13 protein-coding genes and 1 riboswitch are annotated in these 18,462 nt (G+C 67.8%); of the genes, 6 read left to right on the top strand and 7 right to left on the bottom strand.

From position 1 onward, the window contains the following. Positions 1-38: 38 nt before the first annotated feature. Positions 39-1,643 carry a peptide chain release factor 3 gene (locus MG068_RS15795; RefSeq protein WP_132810631.1) on the bottom strand — a complete coding sequence of 535 codons (1,605 nt, stop codon included), beginning with the start codon at positions 1,641-1,643 and terminating at the stop codon, positions 39-41. A gap of 66 nt (positions 1,644-1,709) precedes the next feature. Then, the gene (locus tag MG068_RS15790; protein ID WP_132810630.1) at positions 1,710-2,603 is read right to left on the bottom strand and encodes a M23 family metallopeptidase; all 894 of its coding nucleotides are present in this window, start codon (positions 2,601-2,603) and stop codon (positions 1,710-1,712) included. A gap of 149 nt (positions 2,604-2,752) precedes the next feature. Continuing rightward, positions 2,753-2,871: riboswitch (SAM riboswitch) on the top strand. A gap of 77 nt (positions 2,872-2,948) precedes the next feature. Between MG068_RS15790 and metX the strand changes: the two genes are divergently transcribed. Genes metX through MG068_RS15775 form a run of 3 tightly spaced genes read left to right on the top strand, consistent with a single transcriptional unit; the run spans position 2,949 to position 6,276 of the window. After that, positions 2,949-3,980, top strand: coding sequence for a homoserine O-succinyltransferase MetX (gene metX, locus MG068_RS15785; RefSeq protein WP_049401407.1), 1,032 nt, complete (start codon positions 2,949-2,951; stop codon positions 3,978-3,980). Beyond that, on the top strand, positions 3,977-5,212 hold the full coding sequence (locus tag MG068_RS15780; protein WP_132810629.1) for an O-succinylhomoserine (thiol)-lyase: 1,236 nt from the start codon (positions 3,977-3,979) through the stop codon (positions 5,210-5,212). Before metX ends, MG068_RS15780 begins: the two co-directional genes overlap by 4 nt. Further along, a complete protein-coding gene (locus MG068_RS15775; RefSeq protein WP_032127793.1) occupies positions 5,209-6,276 on the top strand; it encodes a homoserine dehydrogenase family protein in 1,068 nt (355 codons plus the stop codon). Before MG068_RS15780 ends, MG068_RS15775 begins: the two co-directional genes overlap by 4 nt. 48 nt (positions 6,277-6,324) lie before the next feature. Here the strand turns inward: MG068_RS15775 and MG068_RS15770 are convergent, their stop codons facing one another. Both MG068_RS15770 and MG068_RS15765 read right to left on the bottom strand, forming a co-directional pair. Then, positions 6,325-7,320 (bottom strand): alpha/beta fold hydrolase, encoded by a 996-nt coding sequence (locus MG068_RS15770; protein WP_132810628.1) that lies wholly within the window; start codon positions 7,318-7,320, stop codon positions 6,325-6,327. A 122-nt stretch (positions 7,321-7,442) separates the two neighbouring features. Then, positions 7,443-8,825 carry an L-serine ammonia-lyase gene (locus MG068_RS15765; protein ID WP_024956918.1) on the bottom strand — a complete coding sequence of 461 codons (1,383 nt, stop codon included), beginning with the start codon at positions 8,823-8,825 and terminating at the stop codon, positions 7,443-7,445. A gap of 100 nt (positions 8,826-8,925) precedes the next feature. Here MG068_RS15765 and MG068_RS15760 point away from each other — a divergent pair, with 100 nt between their 5' ends. After that, entirely contained in the window at positions 8,926-9,156 is a 231-nt protein-coding gene (locus MG068_RS15760; RefSeq protein ID WP_032127830.1) for a glutaredoxin family protein, read from the top strand. 99 nt (positions 9,157-9,255) lie between these two features. Here the strand turns inward: MG068_RS15760 and MG068_RS15755 are convergent, their stop codons facing one another. From MG068_RS15755 to MG068_RS15745, 3 genes are read right to left on the bottom strand one after another with little or no spacing between them, the layout of a single operon-like run. Beyond that, complete coding sequence (locus MG068_RS15755; RefSeq protein ID WP_010482754.1) at positions 9,256-9,828, bottom strand: YceI family protein; 573 nt, start codon at positions 9,826-9,828, stop codon at positions 9,256-9,258. Positions 9,829-9,831: 3 nt separating this feature from the next. Then, a complete protein-coding gene (locus MG068_RS15750) occupies positions 9,832-10,404 on the bottom strand; it encodes a cytochrome b (RefSeq protein WP_005410672.1) in 573 nt (190 codons plus the stop codon). A gap of 10 nt (positions 10,405-10,414) precedes the next feature. Further along, positions 10,415-11,047, bottom strand: coding sequence for a YceI family protein (locus tag MG068_RS15745; RefSeq protein WP_032127796.1), 633 nt, complete (start codon positions 11,045-11,047; stop codon positions 10,415-10,417). A 165-nt stretch (positions 11,048-11,212) separates the two neighbouring features. Here MG068_RS15745 and MG068_RS15740 point away from each other — a divergent pair, with 165 nt between their 5' ends. After that, the gene (locus tag MG068_RS15740; protein WP_132810627.1) at positions 11,213-14,758 is read left to right on the top strand and encodes a hybrid sensor histidine kinase/response regulator; all 3,546 of its coding nucleotides are present in this window, start codon (positions 11,213-11,215) and stop codon (positions 14,756-14,758) included. 96 nt (positions 14,759-14,854) lie between these two features. Continuing rightward, a complete protein-coding gene (locus tag MG068_RS15735) occupies positions 14,855-18,382 on the top strand; it encodes a hybrid sensor histidine kinase/response regulator (protein ID WP_132810626.1) in 3,528 nt (1,175 codons plus the stop codon). Positions 18,383-18,462: the final 80 nt, after the last annotated feature.

Below are 18,462 nucleotides of genomic sequence, written 5' to 3'. Positions count from 1 at the left end.
AGCCCTTTCCTGCCGGAAAGGGATCCGACCCCGTGGCATCAGCCTACCGAAACGGTATGGGCCGCTTCGCGGGTGGCCGAGAAGCGCACGTCCGGCGAGCGTTCCTGCGCCAGCTGCAGGTTGACCCGGGTCGGTGCCAGGTAGACCAGGTGGCCGGCTGCATCCAGCGCCAAGTTCAGCGCATTCTTCTCGCGGAACTCTTCCAGCTTCTTCTCGTTGCTGCAGTGGACCCAACGCGCAGTGGTCACGCTGACCGGCTCGAAGGTGGCTTCCACGCCGTACTCGTCCTTCAGGCGGTAGGCGGCCACGTCGAACTGCAGCACGCCGACCGCACCCAGGATCAGGTCGTTGCTGGTCAGCGGGCGGAAGAACTGGGTCGCACCTTCCTCGGACAGCTGGGCCAGGCCCTTCTGCAGCTGCTTGAGCTTGAGCGGATCGCGCAGGCGGGCGCGGCGGAACAGTTCCGGGGCGAAGTTGGGGATGCCGGTGAAGGTGACTGCTTCGCCTTCGGTGAAGGTATCGCCGATGGAAATGGTGCCGTGGTTGTGGATGCCGATCACATCGCCCGGCCACGCCTCGGCGGCGATCTCGCGGTCGCTGGCCATGAAGGTCAGCGCGTTGGCCAGCTTCATTTCCTTGCCGGTGCGCACGTGGAAGGTCTTCATGCCGGCGCTGAAACGGCCCGAGCAGACCCGCATGAAGGCCACGCGGTCGCGGTGCTGCGGGTCCATGTTGGCCTGGATCTTGAACACGAAGCCGGTCAGCTTGTTTTCTTCCGGGGCGATCGCGCGGCCGGTGGTGGAACGCGCCTGCGGCGACGGGGCATGTTCGACGAAGAAGTCCAGCAGCGGCTGCACACCGAAGTTGTTCACGCCGGAGCCGAAGAACACCGGGGTCTGCTTGCCCGCGCGGTAGGCGTCCAGGTCGAACGGATGGCTGGCGCCCTGCACCAGTTCCAGTTCGTCGCGCAGGTCGGCCAGCATCTGTGCACCGATCTTCTCGGCCAGGCCGGGCGCATCGATGGACGGGAAGATGGTCGAGTCCTGGCGGGTGAAGTTGCGGCCCGGTTCGTACAGGTGCACTTCGCCGGTCAGCAGGTGGACCACGCCCTTCAGGCGCTGGCCCATGCCGATCGGCCAGGTCACCGGCGCACACTGGATACCCAGCACGGTTTCCACTTCATCCAGCAGCTCGATCGGGTCCTTGCCCTCGCGGTCGAGCTTGTTGATGAAGGTCATGATCGGGGTGTCGCGCAGGCGGCAGACTTCCATCAGCTTGATGGTGCGCTCTTCCACGCCCTTGGCCACGTCGATCACCATCAGCGCCGAGTCCACCGCGGTCAGCACGCGGTAGGTGTCCTCGCCGAAGTCGGCGTGGCCGGGGGTGTCGAGCAGGTTGACGATCTTGCCTTCGTACGGGAACTGCATCACCGAGGAGGTTACGGAGATGCCGCGCTCCTTTTCCAGCGCCATCCAGTCGGAGGTGGCGTGGCGGGCGGCCTTGCGGCCCTTGACCGAACCGGCCATCTGGATCGCGCCTCCGAACAGCAGCAGCTTTTCGGTCAGCGTGGTCTTGCCGGCGTCAGGGTGGGAGATGATGGCGAAGGTGCGGCGACGCGACGCTTCGTTGGCGACTTCGGACATGGCAGTGGCGCCCGCCCGGGGCGCTTTTCAAAGAGATAAGCGCCCGATTATACCGGCCGGGGCCGTTCAGCGCCCGATGCCGCCCTCGACCTCGTCCTGGCGGGCGAACTGCAGTTGGCCCTGTTCGGCGAAGATGCGTGCCGGCACCGAGCGCAGGCCCATGCCGCGGTTGACCTGCACCACGAAGTGCAGGTGCGGCGCGCTGCTGAAGCCGCTGTTGCCGGACAGGCCGAGCGGCTGCCCGGCCCCCACCGCCTGGCCGCGACGCACGCGCATGCCGCCGGCCTGCAGGTGGCCGTACAGCGCCATGCTGCCGTCGCTGTGCAGCACACGGATGAAGTTGGCGCGGGCACCATCACGTTCGCGGTCCTGGCCGTTGCCACGGAAGCCATCCTGGATCTGCATCACCGTGCCCTCGCGCGCGGCCAGCACCAGCGTGCCCTCCGGCAGTGCGAAGTCCACCGCGTCGCGGTTCTCCTCGTCATCGTGGCTGAACCGGCCCTGCGGCGCCTGGTCCACGCGCGGACGGGCCGCATCGAAAGGCAGGCGATAGGCGACATCTTCGGCCTGTGCGGCCGGATTGCCGGGCACCGACTGCAGGCGCAGGTCCAGGGGGCGGCCGTTGGACGGGGCGGGCAGGTGGCCGACCACCAGGCTGCTGTCGCCCTGGATCAGCGACTGCACCGGCAGGCCTTCGACCGGGCGTCCGGGCGCGGCGCGCAGTTCGACCTGCAGCGGACCGGCCAGTGCGTTGTCGACCCGGGCCTGCCAGTGCTCGCCGAGCGGCTGCAGGCGCAGCTGGGCCATCGGCGCAGCGCTCTGCGCGGTCTCGCCACGGGGGGGCGGAGCGGCCGGGGCGGCCTTGGGCACCAGTCCCCAGCCCTGGCGCCAGTCACCGGCGCTGGCCGTCGTGCTCGCCAGCAGGGACAACAGCAGGCAGGTCAGGGGCAGGCGCAGCATCAGTGGTTCCAGTGGGTAGGGACCGCCGGGACTGTAGCCGATCCTGAACAGGACGGCCGCGACCGCCTTCGCATAGTCGCGTTGAAAATATTCATCGCTTTATCCGCATGAAGGGATTGACAGTACCGGAAAGGGCTGGCATCGTGGCTCCACCATCGAGACCGGCAGAGGGACAGGCCCTTTGAAGCCGGGGCAGCCCGCAGGCGCGAAAGCGTCTGCGTAGGTGCCAAATCCTGCGGGGACCGTGGCGTCCACCGAAAGATGGTTCGAACCATGCACCCCACGTGCATCTCGAACGCGGGCCCCGCGAAGGCTCGATGGCCGATTCCCCAACCGGATCCCGCCATGAGCTTCGCCGCCAGTACCGCGCTTCGCCCCGAACCCTTTGTCCCCGTCAGCGTGCCGGTCGAAGACCGCGTGCATGCCGAGCGCGGTGAGTTCGCCGCGGTGCTGTCGATGCGTCACGCCGGCCCCAGCCCGGTGCGCCTGCGCTATGAGTGGGTCGGCCCGGCCAATGCGCCGGTGGTGGTGCTGGCCGGCGGCATTTCCGCCCATCGCCATGTGGCGTCCAATGCACAGTTCAGCGAGAAGGGCTGGGCCGAAGACCTGGTCGGCAGCGGGCGCGCGCTGGATCCGCAGCAGCTGCGTGTACTGGCCTTCGACTTCATCGGCGCCGACGGTGCACTGGATGTGCCGATCGATACCGCCGACCAGGCCGATGCACTGGCGCTGCTGCTGGACCATCTCGGCATCCGCACGCTGAAGGCGTTCGTGGGCTACTCCTACGGGGCGCTGGTCGGCCAGCAGTTCGCGATCCGCCACCGTGCACGCGTGCGCCAGCTGGTGCTGGCCAGTGGCGCGCATCGCCCGCATCCGTATGCCGCCGCCTGGCGCGCATTGCAGCGCCGCGCGGTCGCGTTGGGCCAGCTGCAGTGCGGCGAAGACCACGGCCTGGCGCTGGCCCGGCAGTTCGCCATGCTCAGCTACCGTACCCCGGAAGAATTCGGCGAGCGCTTCGATGCTGCGCCGGAAGTCATCAATGGCCGCGTACGCGTGGCGGCCGAAGACTATCTCGATGCGGCCGGTGCGCAGTACGTCGCGCGCACGCCGGTGACTGCTTACCTGCGCCTGTCCGAATCGATCGACCTGCACCGCGTCGACCCCACCGCGATCCTGCCGCCCACCGTAGTTGTCGCGGTGGAGGGTGACCGCCTGGTGCCGCTGGCCGACCTGGTCGGTCTGGTCGAAGGGCTGGGCCCGCGCGGCAGTCTGCGCGTGCTGCGCTCGCCCTACGGCCACGACGCCTTCCTCAAAGAAACCGATCGCATCGACGCGATCCTCGCCACCGCCTTCCGCACTTCTGGAGAGTCCGCATGAGCCTGCACGCAAACGAGCCGTCCTGTAGTCGCACCACTGCCGCCGTCCGTGCCGGCATCGATCGGGACACCGCGCATGGTGCGGTCACTCCGCCGATCGTGCTGTCGTCGAACTTCAGTTTTGAAGGCTTCGGCAACAAGCGCCAGTACGACTACACGCGCAGTGGCAACCCGACCCGTGACCTGCTCGGCGAGGCGCTGGCGGAACTGGAGGGCGGCGCCGGCGGCGTCATCACCGCCACCGGCATGGGTGCGATCAACCTGGTGTTGAACGCATTGCTGCAGCCGGGCGACACCCTGGTGGTGCCGCACGATGCATACGGCGGCAGCTGGCGCCTGTTCAATGCGCTGGCGAAAAAGGGCCACTTCGAACTGGTCACCGCCGACCTGACCGATCCGCGCGCACTGGCGCAGGCGCTGGCCACGCAGCCGAAGCTGGTGCTGGTGGAAACCCCGTCCAACCCGCTGCTGCGCATCACCGACCTGCGCTTCGTCATCGAGACCGCGCACAAGGCCGGTGCACTGGTGGTAGTCGACAACACCTTCCTGTCGCCGGCCCTGCAGCAGCCGCTGTCGTTCGGCGCGGACCTGGTGCTGCATTCCACCACCAAGTACATCAATGGCCACAGCGATGTGGTCGGTGGTGCGGTGGTCGCGCGCGATCCGGCGCTGCACGAGCAGCTGGTGTGGTGGGGCAACGCGCTGGGCCTGACCGGCTCGCCGTTCGATGCGTTCCTGACCCTGCGCGGCCTGCGCACGCTGGATGCGCGCCTGCGGGTGCACCAGGAGAACACCGCGTCGATCGTTGCCCTGCTGGACCAGCATCCGGCGGTCGGCGCGGTGTACTACCCGGGCCTGGCCGATCACCCGGGCCACGCCATCGCCGCGCGCCAACAAAGCGGCTTCGGCGCGATGCTGTCGTTCGAACTGGCCGACTGCGAAGGCGATGATCCGCATGCCGCAGTGCGTGCCTTCGTCGATGGCCTGCGCTGCTTCACCCTGGCCGAATCGCTGGGTGGCGTCGAAAGCCTGATCGCGCACCCGGCCACCATGACCCATGCGGCGATGACCGCTGAAGCGCGCGCGGCCGCCGGCATCAGCGAAGGCCTGCTGCGCCTGTCGGTCGGCATCGAGGCCGAGCGTGACCTGCTGGCTGATCTCGGCGCAGCGCTGCAGCGCGCCGAAGCCGTGATCGATGCGGCTGCGCGCCGCAAACAGGTGGTGGATGCATGAGCGCGCTCGCCGCTGACATTCCTGCGCTGGGCGTGGGACGCCTGGCGCTGCTCGGCACCGGCACGGTGGGCTCTGCCTTCGTGCAGCGCTACCAGGCGTTGCAGGCACGCGGGTTGGAACTGCCCAGCGTGCAGTGGCTGGCCAATTCGCGCACCGCACTGGCGATCGACCGTGATCTGGCGTTGCCGCTGGAGCTGGCACGACGCGCACCGCGTGACGGTCTCAGCTCACCGCCATGGGCGAGCGCCGAAGGGCTGGAACGGGGTGACGTGGTGGTCGATGCCACTGCCAGCGAAGATGTGGCCGCACGTCACGTGCAGTGGCTGGCGCGTGGGGTGCACGTGGTCACCGCCAACAAGCTGGGCCGCGGTGCGCAGCTGGCACGTGCCACGGCCATCGCCGAGAGCTGCGCAGACAGTGGCGCACGCTATGGCGACAGCGCCACCGTCGGTGCCGGCCTGCCGTTGCTGAGCAGCCTGCGCGCGCTGGTAGCCGGTGGCGACCACATCCACGCCATCGAGGGCGTGCTGTCCGGCTCGCTGGCGTGGCTGTTCCATCGCTATGACGGCCAATCGCCGTTCTCGGCGGCGGTGCGCGAAGCGCTGGCGGCCGGTTATACCGAACCGGACCCGCGTCTGGATCTGTCCGGCGAGGACGTGCGCCGCAAGCTGCTGATCCTGGCGCGCAGCAGCGGGCTGGCGCTGGATGCTTCGCAGGTGCAGGTGGATTCACTGGTGCCTGAAGCGCTGGCAGCGCTGCCGCTGGAGGATGCGGTGGCTGCGCTCGAGCAGCTGGATGCGCCGCTGCAGGCGCGCTGGCAGCAGGCACGCGACAATGGTCGTGTGCTGCGTTTCGTCGGCCGCGTTGATGGCGAGGGTGCGCAGGTGGGCCTGCGCGAGTTGCCGGCCGATCACCCCTTGGCGCAGGGTGCGGGCACCGACAACCGCGTGGCCATCCACAGCGATCGCTACCGCCGCCAGCCGTTGCTGATCCAGGGGCCGGGCGCGGGTGCGGAAGTCACTGCGGCCGCGTTGCTGGATGACGTGCTGCGGATCGTGGGTTGATGTCCGTGCTGCTGCGCTCGCCGGGCCATGCCCGGCGGGCCCGCAATCTCAACGCGACCTCAACGCCTTCAACAATGCCGCATTGAACTGCTTCGGGTCCTGCACCTGCGGCGAATGGCCCAGTTCGGCGAACTCGACCAGCGTCGCGCCCGGAATGGCCGCGGCCGCTGCTCTGCCCAGCACCGGATAATTGCCCAGCGTCGCCTTCACCGCAGGCGGCGCCAGGTCACGGCCGATCGCGGTGCGGTCCTTCTGGCCGATGAACAACGTGGTCGGCACCTGCAGATTCTTCAGTTCGTAGACCACCGGCTGGTTGAACACCATGTCCGATGCCAGTGCCTGGCTCCACGCAACGACCTGCTTGCCCGGGCCTTCATACATGCCCGACTGCATCCGCGCCCACGGTTCATACGCCGGCTTCCATTTGCCGTCGTAGTACACGTCCAGCTGGTAGCGGCGGATGCTGTCATAGCTGATGTTCATTTCGCCGGCGTACCACGTGTCCACGCTGCGCCAGGGAACACCCAGCGCCTTCCAGTCTTCCAGCCCGATTGGATTGACCAGTGACAGGCTGCGCAGGTCCTGCGGGAACATCAGCGCGTAGCGCACCGCCAGCATGCCGCCCATCGAATGACCGACCAGGTGCACCGGTACATCACCCAGCTGCAGCTGTTGCAGCAGGGCATGGGTGTTGGCGGCCAGCTGCGCGAACGAATACTGGTAGCGTTCGGGCTTGCTGGATTTGCAGAAGCCCACCTGGTCCGGGGCGATGACCCGGTAACCGGCGTTCAGCAGCGGTGCGATGGTCTGCTGCCAGGTGGCTGCGCAGAAATTCTTGCCGTGCAGCAGTACCACCACACCGATGGCGCGGCGCTTGGGCAGGACATCCAGATAGGCCATTTCCAGTGGCTGCCGCTGCGACTCCAGCGCGAAGATCTTCACCGGATAGCCGTAGTCGAAACCTTCCAGCCGCGGACCATAGGTCGGCGCGGCAAGCGCGGACAGCGGCAGGCAGGCAAGCAGGGCAGCAGCGATCACGCGCATGGGGCCAATCCGGGGTAGGGGAGCCCCGAGCCTAACCGGAACGCGGTGACGGTGTCGTCCGATGTTGAGCCGGGCTCACGCCCGGCTGCAGGGTAGAGCCAGGCCATGCCTGGCTGCGGCCATCAGCACTCGATGACGTTCACCGCCAGGCCACCGCGGCTGGTTTCCTTGTACTTGTCCTGCATGTCGCGGCCGGTATCGCGCATGGTCTTGATCACCTTGTCCAGCGACACCTTGTGCTTGCCGTCGCCGCGCATCGCCATGCGCGAGGCATTGATCGCCTTCACCGCACCCATCGCATTGCGCTCGATGCACGGGATCTGCACCAGGCCGCCGATCGGGTCGCAGGTCAGGCCCAGGTTGTGTTCCATGCCGATTTCCGCAGCATTCTCGATCTGGCTCGGGTTGCCGCCCAGCGCTGCGACCAGGCCGCCGGCCGCCATCGAGCAGGCCACGCCCACTTCGCCCTGGCAGCCCACTTCGGCACCGGAAATCGAAGCGTTTTCCTTGTACAGGATGCCGATCGCCGCCGAGGTCAGCAGGAAGTCGAACACACGCTGCTCGTTGGCGCCGGGGCAGAAACGGTCGAAGTAATGCAGCACCGCCGGCAGCACGCCGGCTGCACCGTTGGTCGGCGCGGTCACCACGCGACCACCGGCGGCGTTTTCTTCGTTCACCGCCAGTGCGTACAGGTTGACCCAGTCCAGCGTGGTCAGCGGATCGCGCATCGCCGCTTCCGGCTTCGACGACAGCTCGCGGTACAGCGCCGGTGCACGACGGCCGACCTTCAGGCCACCCGGCAACACGCCTTCCTCGCGGATGCCACGCGCGACGCACGACTGCATCGCGCTCCAGATCTCGCGCAGGTTGGCGCGGATCTCGTCTTCGCTACGCCAGCACTTCTCGTTCTCGAACATCAGCTGGGCGATGCTCAGGCCGCTGCGTGCGGTCTGCGCCAGCAGCTCGTCGCCGCTCTTGAACGGGTAGGGCAGCGGGGTCTCGTCGGGCACGATGCGGTCATCGGCCGCGTCGTCCTGGTTGACCACGAAGCCGCCACCGACCGAGTAATAATCGCGGGTGGCGATTACTTCGTCCTCGGCGTTGTACGCGGTGAAGCGCATGCCGTTGGTGTGGTAGGGCAGCTTCTGGCGCTTGTTCATGCCGAGGTCGCGCTTCTCGTCGAAGGCAATCTCGTGCTGGCCCATCAGCTGGATGCGCTTGCTGCTGCGGATGCGCTCCAGCGTGGCCGGGATGATGTCCGGGTCGATCAGGTTCGGCCGCTGCCCTTCCAGGCCGAGCAGGATCGCCTTGTCCGTACCATGGCCGCGGCCGGTCAGCGCCAGCGAGCCGTAGACGTCGGCACGGATGCGCGCGACCTCGTGCAGGCGGCCCGGGTCGAGCAGCCAGCGGTGGATGAATCGCTCGGCGGCCTTCATCGGCCCGACGGTGTGCGAGGAGCTCGGGCCAATGCCGATCTTGAAAACGTCGAACGTGCTGACAGCCATGGTTGCCGTACTGCGGGTACCGGAAGAGACCGCTATTCTAGCGGTTCACGCCGCACTTCAATGGCTGCGGCGCAGCATTTCCACCAAGGGGACCCTGCCGGTGTTGACTCTGTTCCAGCGTGACGACTGCCACCTGTGCGACATGGCGCTGGCCGAGCTGGCCAAGGCCCGGGCGCCGGAATTCGAATCGGTGTTCCTGGATGACCAGCCAGCGCTGGAATCGCGCTACGGCGCGCGGGTGCCGGTGCTGCGCGACGAGCGCGGCGACCGTGAGCTGGACTGGCCGTTCGACGCGGCTGCGGTTCAAGCCTGGCTGGCTGTCGAACGGTAGTGCCGGCCGCTGGCCGGCACCTGCCCGCATCGGTGAGGTTGCCGGCCAGCGGCCGGCACCACCGGAGATGATGGCCGGGGCGGTGCCCCGGCCCGTTGATCATTTCGCGTCGAACTTCACGATCGTGCTGATCGCGGTTTCGTCCGGGATGGTCTTGGTGTCGGCCCAGTCACCGCTGCCGACGCCGAAGTCCAGGCGCTTGACGGTGGCCTTGCCGGTCAACACCGGCTGGGTGCCCGGCTTCCAGGTGAAGGTGAGGGTGACCGGCTTGCTGACGCCGCGCAGCTCCAGCGTGCCGTCGGCGGCGAACTGGTCGTTGCCCACCGCACGGAAGCCCTTGGCGGTGTAACGCGCAGTGGCGAACTTGCCGACGTTGAAGAAGTCGGCGGTCTGCAGGGTCGAGTCGCGGTCGCTGTTGCCGCTCTTGGCACCGGCCAGCGGAATCACCACGTCCAGCGAACCGGCGGCCGGGTTGGCCGGGTCGAAGCTGAGCTTGGTGGCAAAGCCCGGGAAGCTGCCGGTGAACACTTCGCCGTCGTACTTGGTGGCGAACACCAGGATCGAGCCGGCGCCGGGGGCCTGCGCGTAGTCCGCAGCGAGCGCCGGGGCGGTGGCCAGCATGCCGGCCAGGGCGGCGGCCACGGCGGCCGGAGTGGTCAGTTTCAGGTTCATCGGTCAGTCCTTCTGAGGGGAGGCGAGCCAGCCGCGCGGCAACATGCGGGACAGCGTTGCATCGCGCTGGAACAGGTGGTGGTAGAAGGCAGCGCCGGCATGGGCCAGCACCACCGCGATCAACAGCCAGAAGCCGTATTCGTGGATGGCGTGGGACACCGCGACGACCTGCGGATCCGGGCCACTCAGCTTGGGCACATCAACCAGGCCGAACCAGCGGAACGGGCGCAGGCCACTGGCCGAGTCGTACAGCCAGCCCGACAGCGGGATGGCGAACATCAGCACATACAACAGCACGTGGGTGGCGCTTGCGATGCGCTCCTGCCAGCTGGGCACGCCCGGCACCGGCTTGGGGGCGCCGGCGTACAGGCGCCAGCCGAGGCGGAACAGCACCAGCGCCAGTACGGTGATGCCGATCGACTTGTGTGCGGTGTAGACCCAGAAGTACTTGGGCGTCTTGGGCAGTTCGCCCATGGTCAGGCCGACCACGCCCAGGGCGAGGATCAGCAGTGCGATCAACCAATGCAGGATCTGGCTGACACTCCCCCAGGCGGCGGGGGTGTTCTTGGCGGTCATGAAAGGTCCTCTAGCGGGCCGTCTTGGGGTCGGAGTGCGGAACGGGAGCGGGAGTTCCCGGGGCGTCGCTGCGGTCGAGGGTGGCTTCAGCCTCGATCCTCAGCTGTACTGCATCACCGATGACGCCCGGCCAGGCGGTGATGCCGAACGCGCGCCGGCTCAGCGTGGTGCTGGCGGAAAAACCGGCGGTGCGTCGGAACGGGGGAAGGGGGTAGCGCTTGATGGCGTTGAGGGTCACGTCCAGGGTGACTTCCTGGCTGACGCCGCGCAGGGTCAGGGTACCGATCACGTGCGCACGCTTGGCATCGATCGGTTCGACCCGGCTGGAGACGAAATGTGCCTTCGGGAAACGCTCGCCATCCAGAAGGCTGCGGGCCAGCGTGGCCTGGTTCCATTTGGCATCACCTAGGTCCAATCGCGACACGGGGACCTCGACATCCAGTGTGGCCTCGCGCCAGTTGTCGGGATCGAACTGCAGGCGGCCCTCACTGCCGGAGACCGTCCCCATCGCCTGCGAGTAACCCGCGTGGTCGATGGTGAACAGCACACGCGTATGCACCGGATCGAGGCGATAGGTATCTGCATCCGCCCAAGCGGGGGCGGTGGCGAGCAGCATCGGCAGCAGGGCCAGGCAGGGACGCATCGATGGCGGGCTCCGGAAGGGGGACGTTGCGATCATACGCACAGCCCCCTGCCAACGTTGCGTGCATGGCTGCAACAGTTCGTGGTGGGTCCACCGGTGGAAGCAGCCTGTTGCAGCCATGAACCCGGCCCTGTGTGACAATCGGGACAGGACAGGGGGTTCAGGATGACGAGCGGTTGGCGCCTGTGGTGCCGAGGCATCGCGGGAATGGGGCTGCTGCTGATGGCGTTCGCCACGGCGGCCACGGCCCTCGACATGGCGGAAACACCGCGCCTGCGCCGTTTCGGTGCAGCTGAAGGCATGCCCTCGCGCATGGTGCTGGCGCTGGCCGAGGACCGCCAGGGCCATATCTGGGCGGCCACCGATGGTGGCCTGGTGCGCTATGACGGCGGCAACCTGCGGGTCTGGGAACATGATCCGGAGCAGCCGGGCTCGCTGCCCGGCAACGAGATCGAGACCCTGCTGGTCGATCCCCTGGACCGCGTCTGGGTCGGCATCAATGGCAAGGGCGTGGCCCGCCTGGATGCCGACCGCGAACGCTTCAAGACCTTTGATGCGGTCAACGGCCCCTGCATGAGCCAGTTCTGGACGCTGGCCTACGCCGAGGATGCACTGTGGATCGGCACCAGTGGCCATGGCGTCTGCCGTTTCGGTGAAGACGGCAGCCTGCGCTTCTTCGAGCATGATCCGGCCCGTCCTGGCGGGTTGCCCAGCAATACCATCTACAGCAGCCTTGTCGACGCGCAGGGGCGACTGTGGATCGGCACCGAGGCGGGCATTGCGCGCTGGAACGGGACTGGATTCGAGGCTGTCGCGCCGCGCGAACTGGGGGCGCTGAGTGTTTTGCGCCTGAGCCGCGACCCCGATGGCTCGATCTGGGCCGGCAGCCAGAATGACGGCCTCTACCGTATCGACGCGCAGGACCGGGTCAGCCGTCCGCGCTGGGCCGACAGTGCGCGCCTGCGTTCGGCACTGGTGCTGGCCGATCGCCAGGGCGGTTACTGGGCGGGCACCTCCGATGGCCTGTTGCGTGGAGATGCCAGCACGCTGCGGCGGCTCGACGGCGACCGCGGCAGTGGCTTCCTCACTGCCCAGAGCGGTGTGCTTGATCTGATGCAGGACCATGAGGGCGGATTGTGGGTGGCGCTGCTGACCCAGGGCCTGGCCTACCTGCCGCCGGACTGGCGCCGGTTTTCGATCTGGAACCAGCTTGACGGCAAGCCGCTGGACAGCCAGTACCTGCTGAGTGCAGCCAGTGATGGCCGGAATTACTACGTCGGCTCAGCGCATGGCGTGTACCAGCTGGACGCGCAGGGAGTACTGAAGTTGTTGGCCAGCGATCGCGAGATCGGCAGCGGGGCGGTGTGGTCGGTGCTGCCGCGGCCGGACGGGCGCCTGTGGCTGGGGCGTGCCGGCCGCATCAGCGTGTACGACCCGGCCACCCGCGCGCTGCACGATTGGCATATCGATGGGGGAGCCGATCTGCGCCAGCGTATCGATCTGATGCGGCAGGCCCCCGATGGCACGGTCTGGCTGTCGGTGATGAACCTGGGCCTGCAGCAGCGCAGCGCCGATGGCCGCGTGCTGCGTAGTTACCCGCTGGAGGATCTCCGCAAGACCGCCGATTCACCGGTTGAGCAGATCCGCTTTGATGCACAGGGCAAGGCCTGGGTGATGGGCGACATGGGGATCTGGCGTGAACAGGCCGGGCGCTTCGAAGCGGTGCCGGGCGTTTCGCGCGGGCTGATCTACGATCTGGTGTGGGTGGATCCACAGCAGCTGTGGCTGGCCCGGCAGGGCGCGCTGGAACGCTACCAATGGGATGGCATGAGCCTCCGCCTGATCCAGCGCATCGATGGCAGTGCTGGCGTGCCCTCGGTCAGCATGGGAGGACTGGCGCTGGCCGAAGACGGCCGCCTGTGGGCGACCACGCCACGTGGCCTGCTGCGGTGGGACCCGAAGACGCGCCGCCTGCAGCAGTTCAACGAACGCGATGGCCTGCCCGACGCCGAGTTCACCAGCAGGCCGCCGGCGGTGAATGCCGATGGTCGCGTGCTCGCGGTGGCCCAGACCGGCCTGGTCGTGTTCGATGTGAATGCTGCCGATGCGGTGCTGCCGCCGTCGTCGCTGGTGATCGCCGAGGTCCGCGTGCGGCGTGATGATGCCCGTGGCTGGCAACCGCTGCCGACCACCGGCACGCTGTTGCTGGGGCCGGATGATCGTGATCTGCAGATCGATGCGCGACTGCTTTCCTATGCCAATCCGCAGGGCAACCGTTACCGCTTCCGGGTGCAGGGCTACGACCAGAACTGGGTGGAGCAGGGCGGTGACGGCCAGCGCACGCTGTCGCGGCTGCCGACCGGCAGCTACGTCATTGAAGTCCAGGCGGCAACGGCCAGTGGCACGTGGACGCCTTCACAGCGGTTGCAGGTGAAGGTGCTGCCACCCTGGTGGCGCAGCGGCATGGCGATCTTCGGCTACCTGCTGATCGGCTCGCTGCTGCTGCTTATCCTGGTGTGGTCGATCCGTGCGCGCCTGCGCCGCCGCCAGCAATGGCAGTTGACCGTGCACAAGCAGCAACTGGCAGAGCAGGCCTCCCAGGCCAAGAGCCGGTTCCTGGCCACGCTGGGCCATGAGGTGCGCACGCCGATGACCGGTGTGCTCGGCATGAGCGAGTTGCTGCTGGCCACCCCGCTGGATGCGGTGCAGCGCAGCTATGCAGGCTCGATCCAGCAGGCTGGCAGCCACCTGCTGCGGCTGGTCAATGACGCACTGGATCTGGCCCGCATCGAGGCCGGCCGGCTGGAGCTCGACCTGCGCCCGTTCGATCTGGCTGGCCTGCTCGACCAGGTGCAGGCGTTGATGGAGCCGATGGCGAAGCAGCGCAACCTGGGGTTCCAGCGTGGGGGCGATCCGCTGGGGCCGATCAGCGTCAGCGGCGACGAGATGCGCGTGCGGCAGATCCTGCTCAACCTGCTGGGCAATGCAATCAAGTTCACCGAGCGCGGGCACGTCGGCCTGGCCGTGCGCCTGGAAGAGAACGGTGGCGGACTCTGCTTCGAAGTGCATGACACCGGCCCGGGCATCAACGCCGAGCAGCAGGACCGGCTGTTCCATCGCTTCGAACAGGCGGACGGCCCGCGCACTGCGTCGCGCTATGGCGGCAGCGGGTTGGGCCTGGCGATCTGCCAGGAGCTGGCCGTGGCCATGAACGGACGCATCGAAGTGGACAGCCAGCCGGGCAAGGGCGCGCGATTCCGGGTGTGGTTGCCGCTGCCCTGGATCCGGCAGGCCGCCAATGCGCCGGGCGAGTCGCCGGTGCTGCCGGTGCTGCCGCCGCTGCGCATCCTGCTGGTGGAAGATGACGCGACCGTGGCCGAGGTCATCGCCGGCCTGCTGCGTGGCCGTGGCCACGACGTGGTGCACGTGCTGCATGGCCTGGGCGCGCTTTCGGAGATTGCCACCGATGGTTTTGACGTGGGCCTGCTCGATCTCGATCTGCCCGCGCTGGACGGCACCGCCATCGCTCGCCAGCTGCGCACCATGGGCTATGAACTCCCCCTGGTGGCGGTCACCGCGCGCTCCGATGCCTACGCCGAGACCCAGGTCCTGGCGGCCGGGTTCGATGGCTTCCTGCGCAAGCCGGTGACCGGTGACATGCTGGTGACTGCCATTGCCCAGGCGCGCGCAAAACGACAAACCGCCCTTTGAATGCGCCAGTGCCGGGCGTGAACGGCGCGACTTTCGGTTTACCATGCCGACGCCCGTAGTGCGGGAATCATCAGAAGCAGCGTGAGGAGGCAATCGGTGGTGTATCTGCGGGCGGCGATGCTGCTGCTGGTCCTCCTGTGCTGCCTGTCGCCCGCTGCGGCGCAGCCGGTGCCACCGAGCCCGCGCCAGGTGACGGTGTTCGACGGCTTGCCGTCCAATACCGTGAACCGCATGGCCGAGGATCGTTACGGTTACCTCTGGATCGCCACCAACGACGGTCTGGCCCGCTACGATGGGCGCAACTACCGGATCTGGCGTTCGGAAGACGGCCTGCGCGACAACCGCATCTGGACGGTGCTGGTCGATGCCCGCAACCAACTCTGGATCGGCACCGAGAACGCGGGCCTGGTACGGATGTCGGCCGATCGCCGCCAGCTGCATTTCTACGACCGCAGCAGCCAGCCGTTGATGGGCACCAACACGGTCTGGAGCCTGGCCACCACGCCGGATGGTTCGGTCTGGTTCGGCACCCACGAAGGTGGTCTGTACCGCCTGGACAACCAGGACCGGCTGCAGCGCTTCCTGCCCGAAGCGAACAACCCACGCAGCCTGCCGGCCGCATCGGTGCCTTATCTGGCAACCCTGGCCGATGGCAGCCTGTGGATCGGCACCAAGCATGGTGTCGCGCGCTGGACCGGCACGGACTTTGAACGGGTTGGTGCCGGCATCGTTCCCAGCCTGCTGATCAATGGCCTGACGGCCGAGCCCGATGGCAGCCTCTGGATCAGCACGATGGCCGGTGCCATCGTGCGTCGTCCCGATGGTCGTTTCGAGGCACCGTCCTGGAAGCTGCCCGAAGGCGAACAGGTGCTGGGCATGATGCTGCGCGACGAGCAGGGCGGGCACTGGCTGGACACCCGCACCGGCCTTGGCCGCGCGGTCGATGGCCAGTACCAGGCCGTGCCGCTGTACAGCGCGGTGGCGCGTGGCCCGGTACGCCCGAACTGGACCGGCGCCTACGAGGATCGCGAGGGGGGCATCTGGCTGGCCAGCACCAACGCCGGCCTGTGGCACCTGCTGCCGCGCTGGTGGCAGTTCTCGGTGCTGTCGCGGCTGGAGGACGACCCCCGCTCGCTGCGCAATGCCTTCGTGCTGGGTACCAGCCCGTCCAGCAACGGCGGCATCTGGACGGTCGGCAGCCACGGCGCGCTGGACCGCTTCGATCCGAAGACCGGCCGCATCGAACAGCACCGCACCTGGGTCAACGGCATGCACTGGCTGACCTCGGTGCGCGAGGATCGCCGCGGCCAGGTCTGGATCGGCTCCAACGACGCGCTGCTGCGCTACGACCCGAAGCGGCGAGATCTGCGCCGCTGGGGCCGGGATGCCGGCGCCGACGCGACCATGGAAGGGGTCATCGAATCGATGATGACCTGTGATGGTGACAGCCTCTGGCTGATGCTGCCGTCGGGTCTTCAGCAGCGCGATCTGGATGGGCGCCTGCGGCGCCAGCTGGACAATGGCCAGCGCGGATTGCAGCAGGGCCAGCTCAATCTCGATGTGGAATGCGGGCCGCAGGACCATATCTGGCTGGCCAGCAGCCGAGGCCTGCTGCAGTGGCTGCCGGAAAGCGAGCGCTTCCAGCCGGTGCCGGGCGCACCGGCGACCGCGATCCATGCACTGCACGTGGGCAGCGATGGCCAGGTCTGGCTGTCCGAGGATGGCCGCCTGTCGCGCTACCGCTGGAGCCAGGGCCGGCTGGAGCGGCAGGCCGTGATCGGTGCCGAGCAGGGCTACCCGGCGATCTCCGCTTCGGGGCTGGTGGTCGATGTACAGGGGGTGGCGTGGGCAACCAGCGCGCGTGGCCTGGTGCGCATCGGCGCCGATGGCCAGAGCGTGCGCCTGTATGGCGTGCATGACGGCCTGCCGAGCCAGGAATTCCGCGAGCACACGCTGGTGATGTCGGGAGACGGCCATCTGGTGGCGGGTACGCCGTCCGGTGTGGTGGTGTTCGACCCGGAGCAGGTGCGGCCCTCGATGCGGCGTGCGCCGCTGGTGATCGAGCGGGTGGAGGTGCGCCGCAACGAGCAGGTGCTGGACCTCACCCACGACACGCCGTTGCAGATCGCCGATGGCGACCGCGATCTGCGCATCGTCGCGCGCCTGTTGTCGTTCGCCGATTCGGCGTCCAATACCTATCGTTACCGGTTGGCCGGCTATGACCCGGACTGGGTGGAAGTGGGACCGGCCGGTGAGCGCCTGTTCTCGCGGCTGGCACCGGGCAGCTATCGGCTGGAAGTGCAGGCGCGGTCGGCCGACCATGTCTGGTCACGGGTGCAGAGCCTGGAATTCCGCGTGCAGCCACCGTGGTGGCGCAGCCTGTCTGGCCTGCTGGTGCTGGCCTCGTTCGCGCTGCTGCTGACCAGCTGGTTCGCCTGGCTGTACCGTCGGCGCCTGCAGCGTCGCCACGCCTATCAGCTGGCGCTGCACAAGCAGGAGCTGGCCGAGCAGGCGTCGGCGGCCAAGACCCGCTTCCTGGCCAACCTTGGTCATGAGATCCGCACGCCGATGACCGGTGTGCTCGGCATGAGCGAGCTGCTGCTGTCCTCACCGCTGGATCCGCAGCAGCGCGGCTATACACAATCAATCCGCCACGCCGGCGAGCACCTGCTGCATCTGGTCAACGATGCGCTGGACCTGGCGCGGATCGAATCGGGCCGTCTGGAGTTGCAGTCCAAGCCGTTCGCGCTGAGCTGCCTGCTGCAGGACCTGGCGGCGCTGATGGGCCCGTTGGCTGCACAGAAGGGCCTGCGCTTCACCCTCGACAACCAGTTGCCGCCCGGCCTGCAGGCCACCGGCGACTCGATGCGGGTACGGCAGATCCTGCTGAACCTGCTTTCGAATGCGGTCAAGTTCACCAGCCGCGGCACCATCACCCTGCACGCGCGCAGCGACGCCGAGCTGCGATCGCTGCATTTCGAAGTGCGCGACACCGGCCCCGGCATCAGCCAGGAGCAACAGCAACGCCTGTTCCGCCGCTTCGAGCAGGCCGATGGTGCACGTACCGCGGCGCAGTACGGCGGCAGTGGCCTGGGCCTGGCGATCTGCCGCGAACTGGCGCATGCGATGCAGGGGCGGATCCAGGTGGAGAGCCAGCTCGGTCGCGGCACCTGCTTCGGCGTGACGTTGCCGTTGCCGATGGTGGTCGATGCCGATGCCGAAGCAGATGGTGAAACGCACCGCGAGGACGCGGCCAACATGCCGCCATTGCGGGTACTGCTGGTGGAGGACGACGCGACTGTGGCCGATGTGGTGCGCGGGCTGCTGAGTGCGCGCGGGCACGAGGTGGTACATGCGGGCCATGCGCTGGCGGCACTGCGTGAGATCAGTGCCGGTGATTTCGACGTCGGCCTGCTGGATCTCGACCTGCCGGGCCTGAGCGGCTTCGAGCTGGCCCAGCATCTGCGCAACCAGGGCTACATGCTGCCACTGCTGGCGGTGACCGCACGTACCGACCCGGACCTGCAGCAGCAGGTGGAGGCGGCCGGCATCGGTGGCTTCCTGCGCAAGCCGGTGACCGGGGAACTGCTGGTGGAAGCGATCGCCCGGGTGATGGGAAGGTAGGGATTATTGCAGGGCTTGCAGCCCTGCACCTGCAGAAGCAACGTCAACGTCAAAAGCGTGCAATCCGTGGGATGGCGGGG

It is taken from the genome of Stenotrophomonas sp. ASS1 (assembly GCF_004346925.1).
GTDB lineage: Bacteria > Pseudomonadota > Gammaproteobacteria > Xanthomonadales > Xanthomonadaceae > Stenotrophomonas > Stenotrophomonas maltophilia_A.
This window is presented reverse-complemented; position numbering and strand designations above follow the sequence as displayed.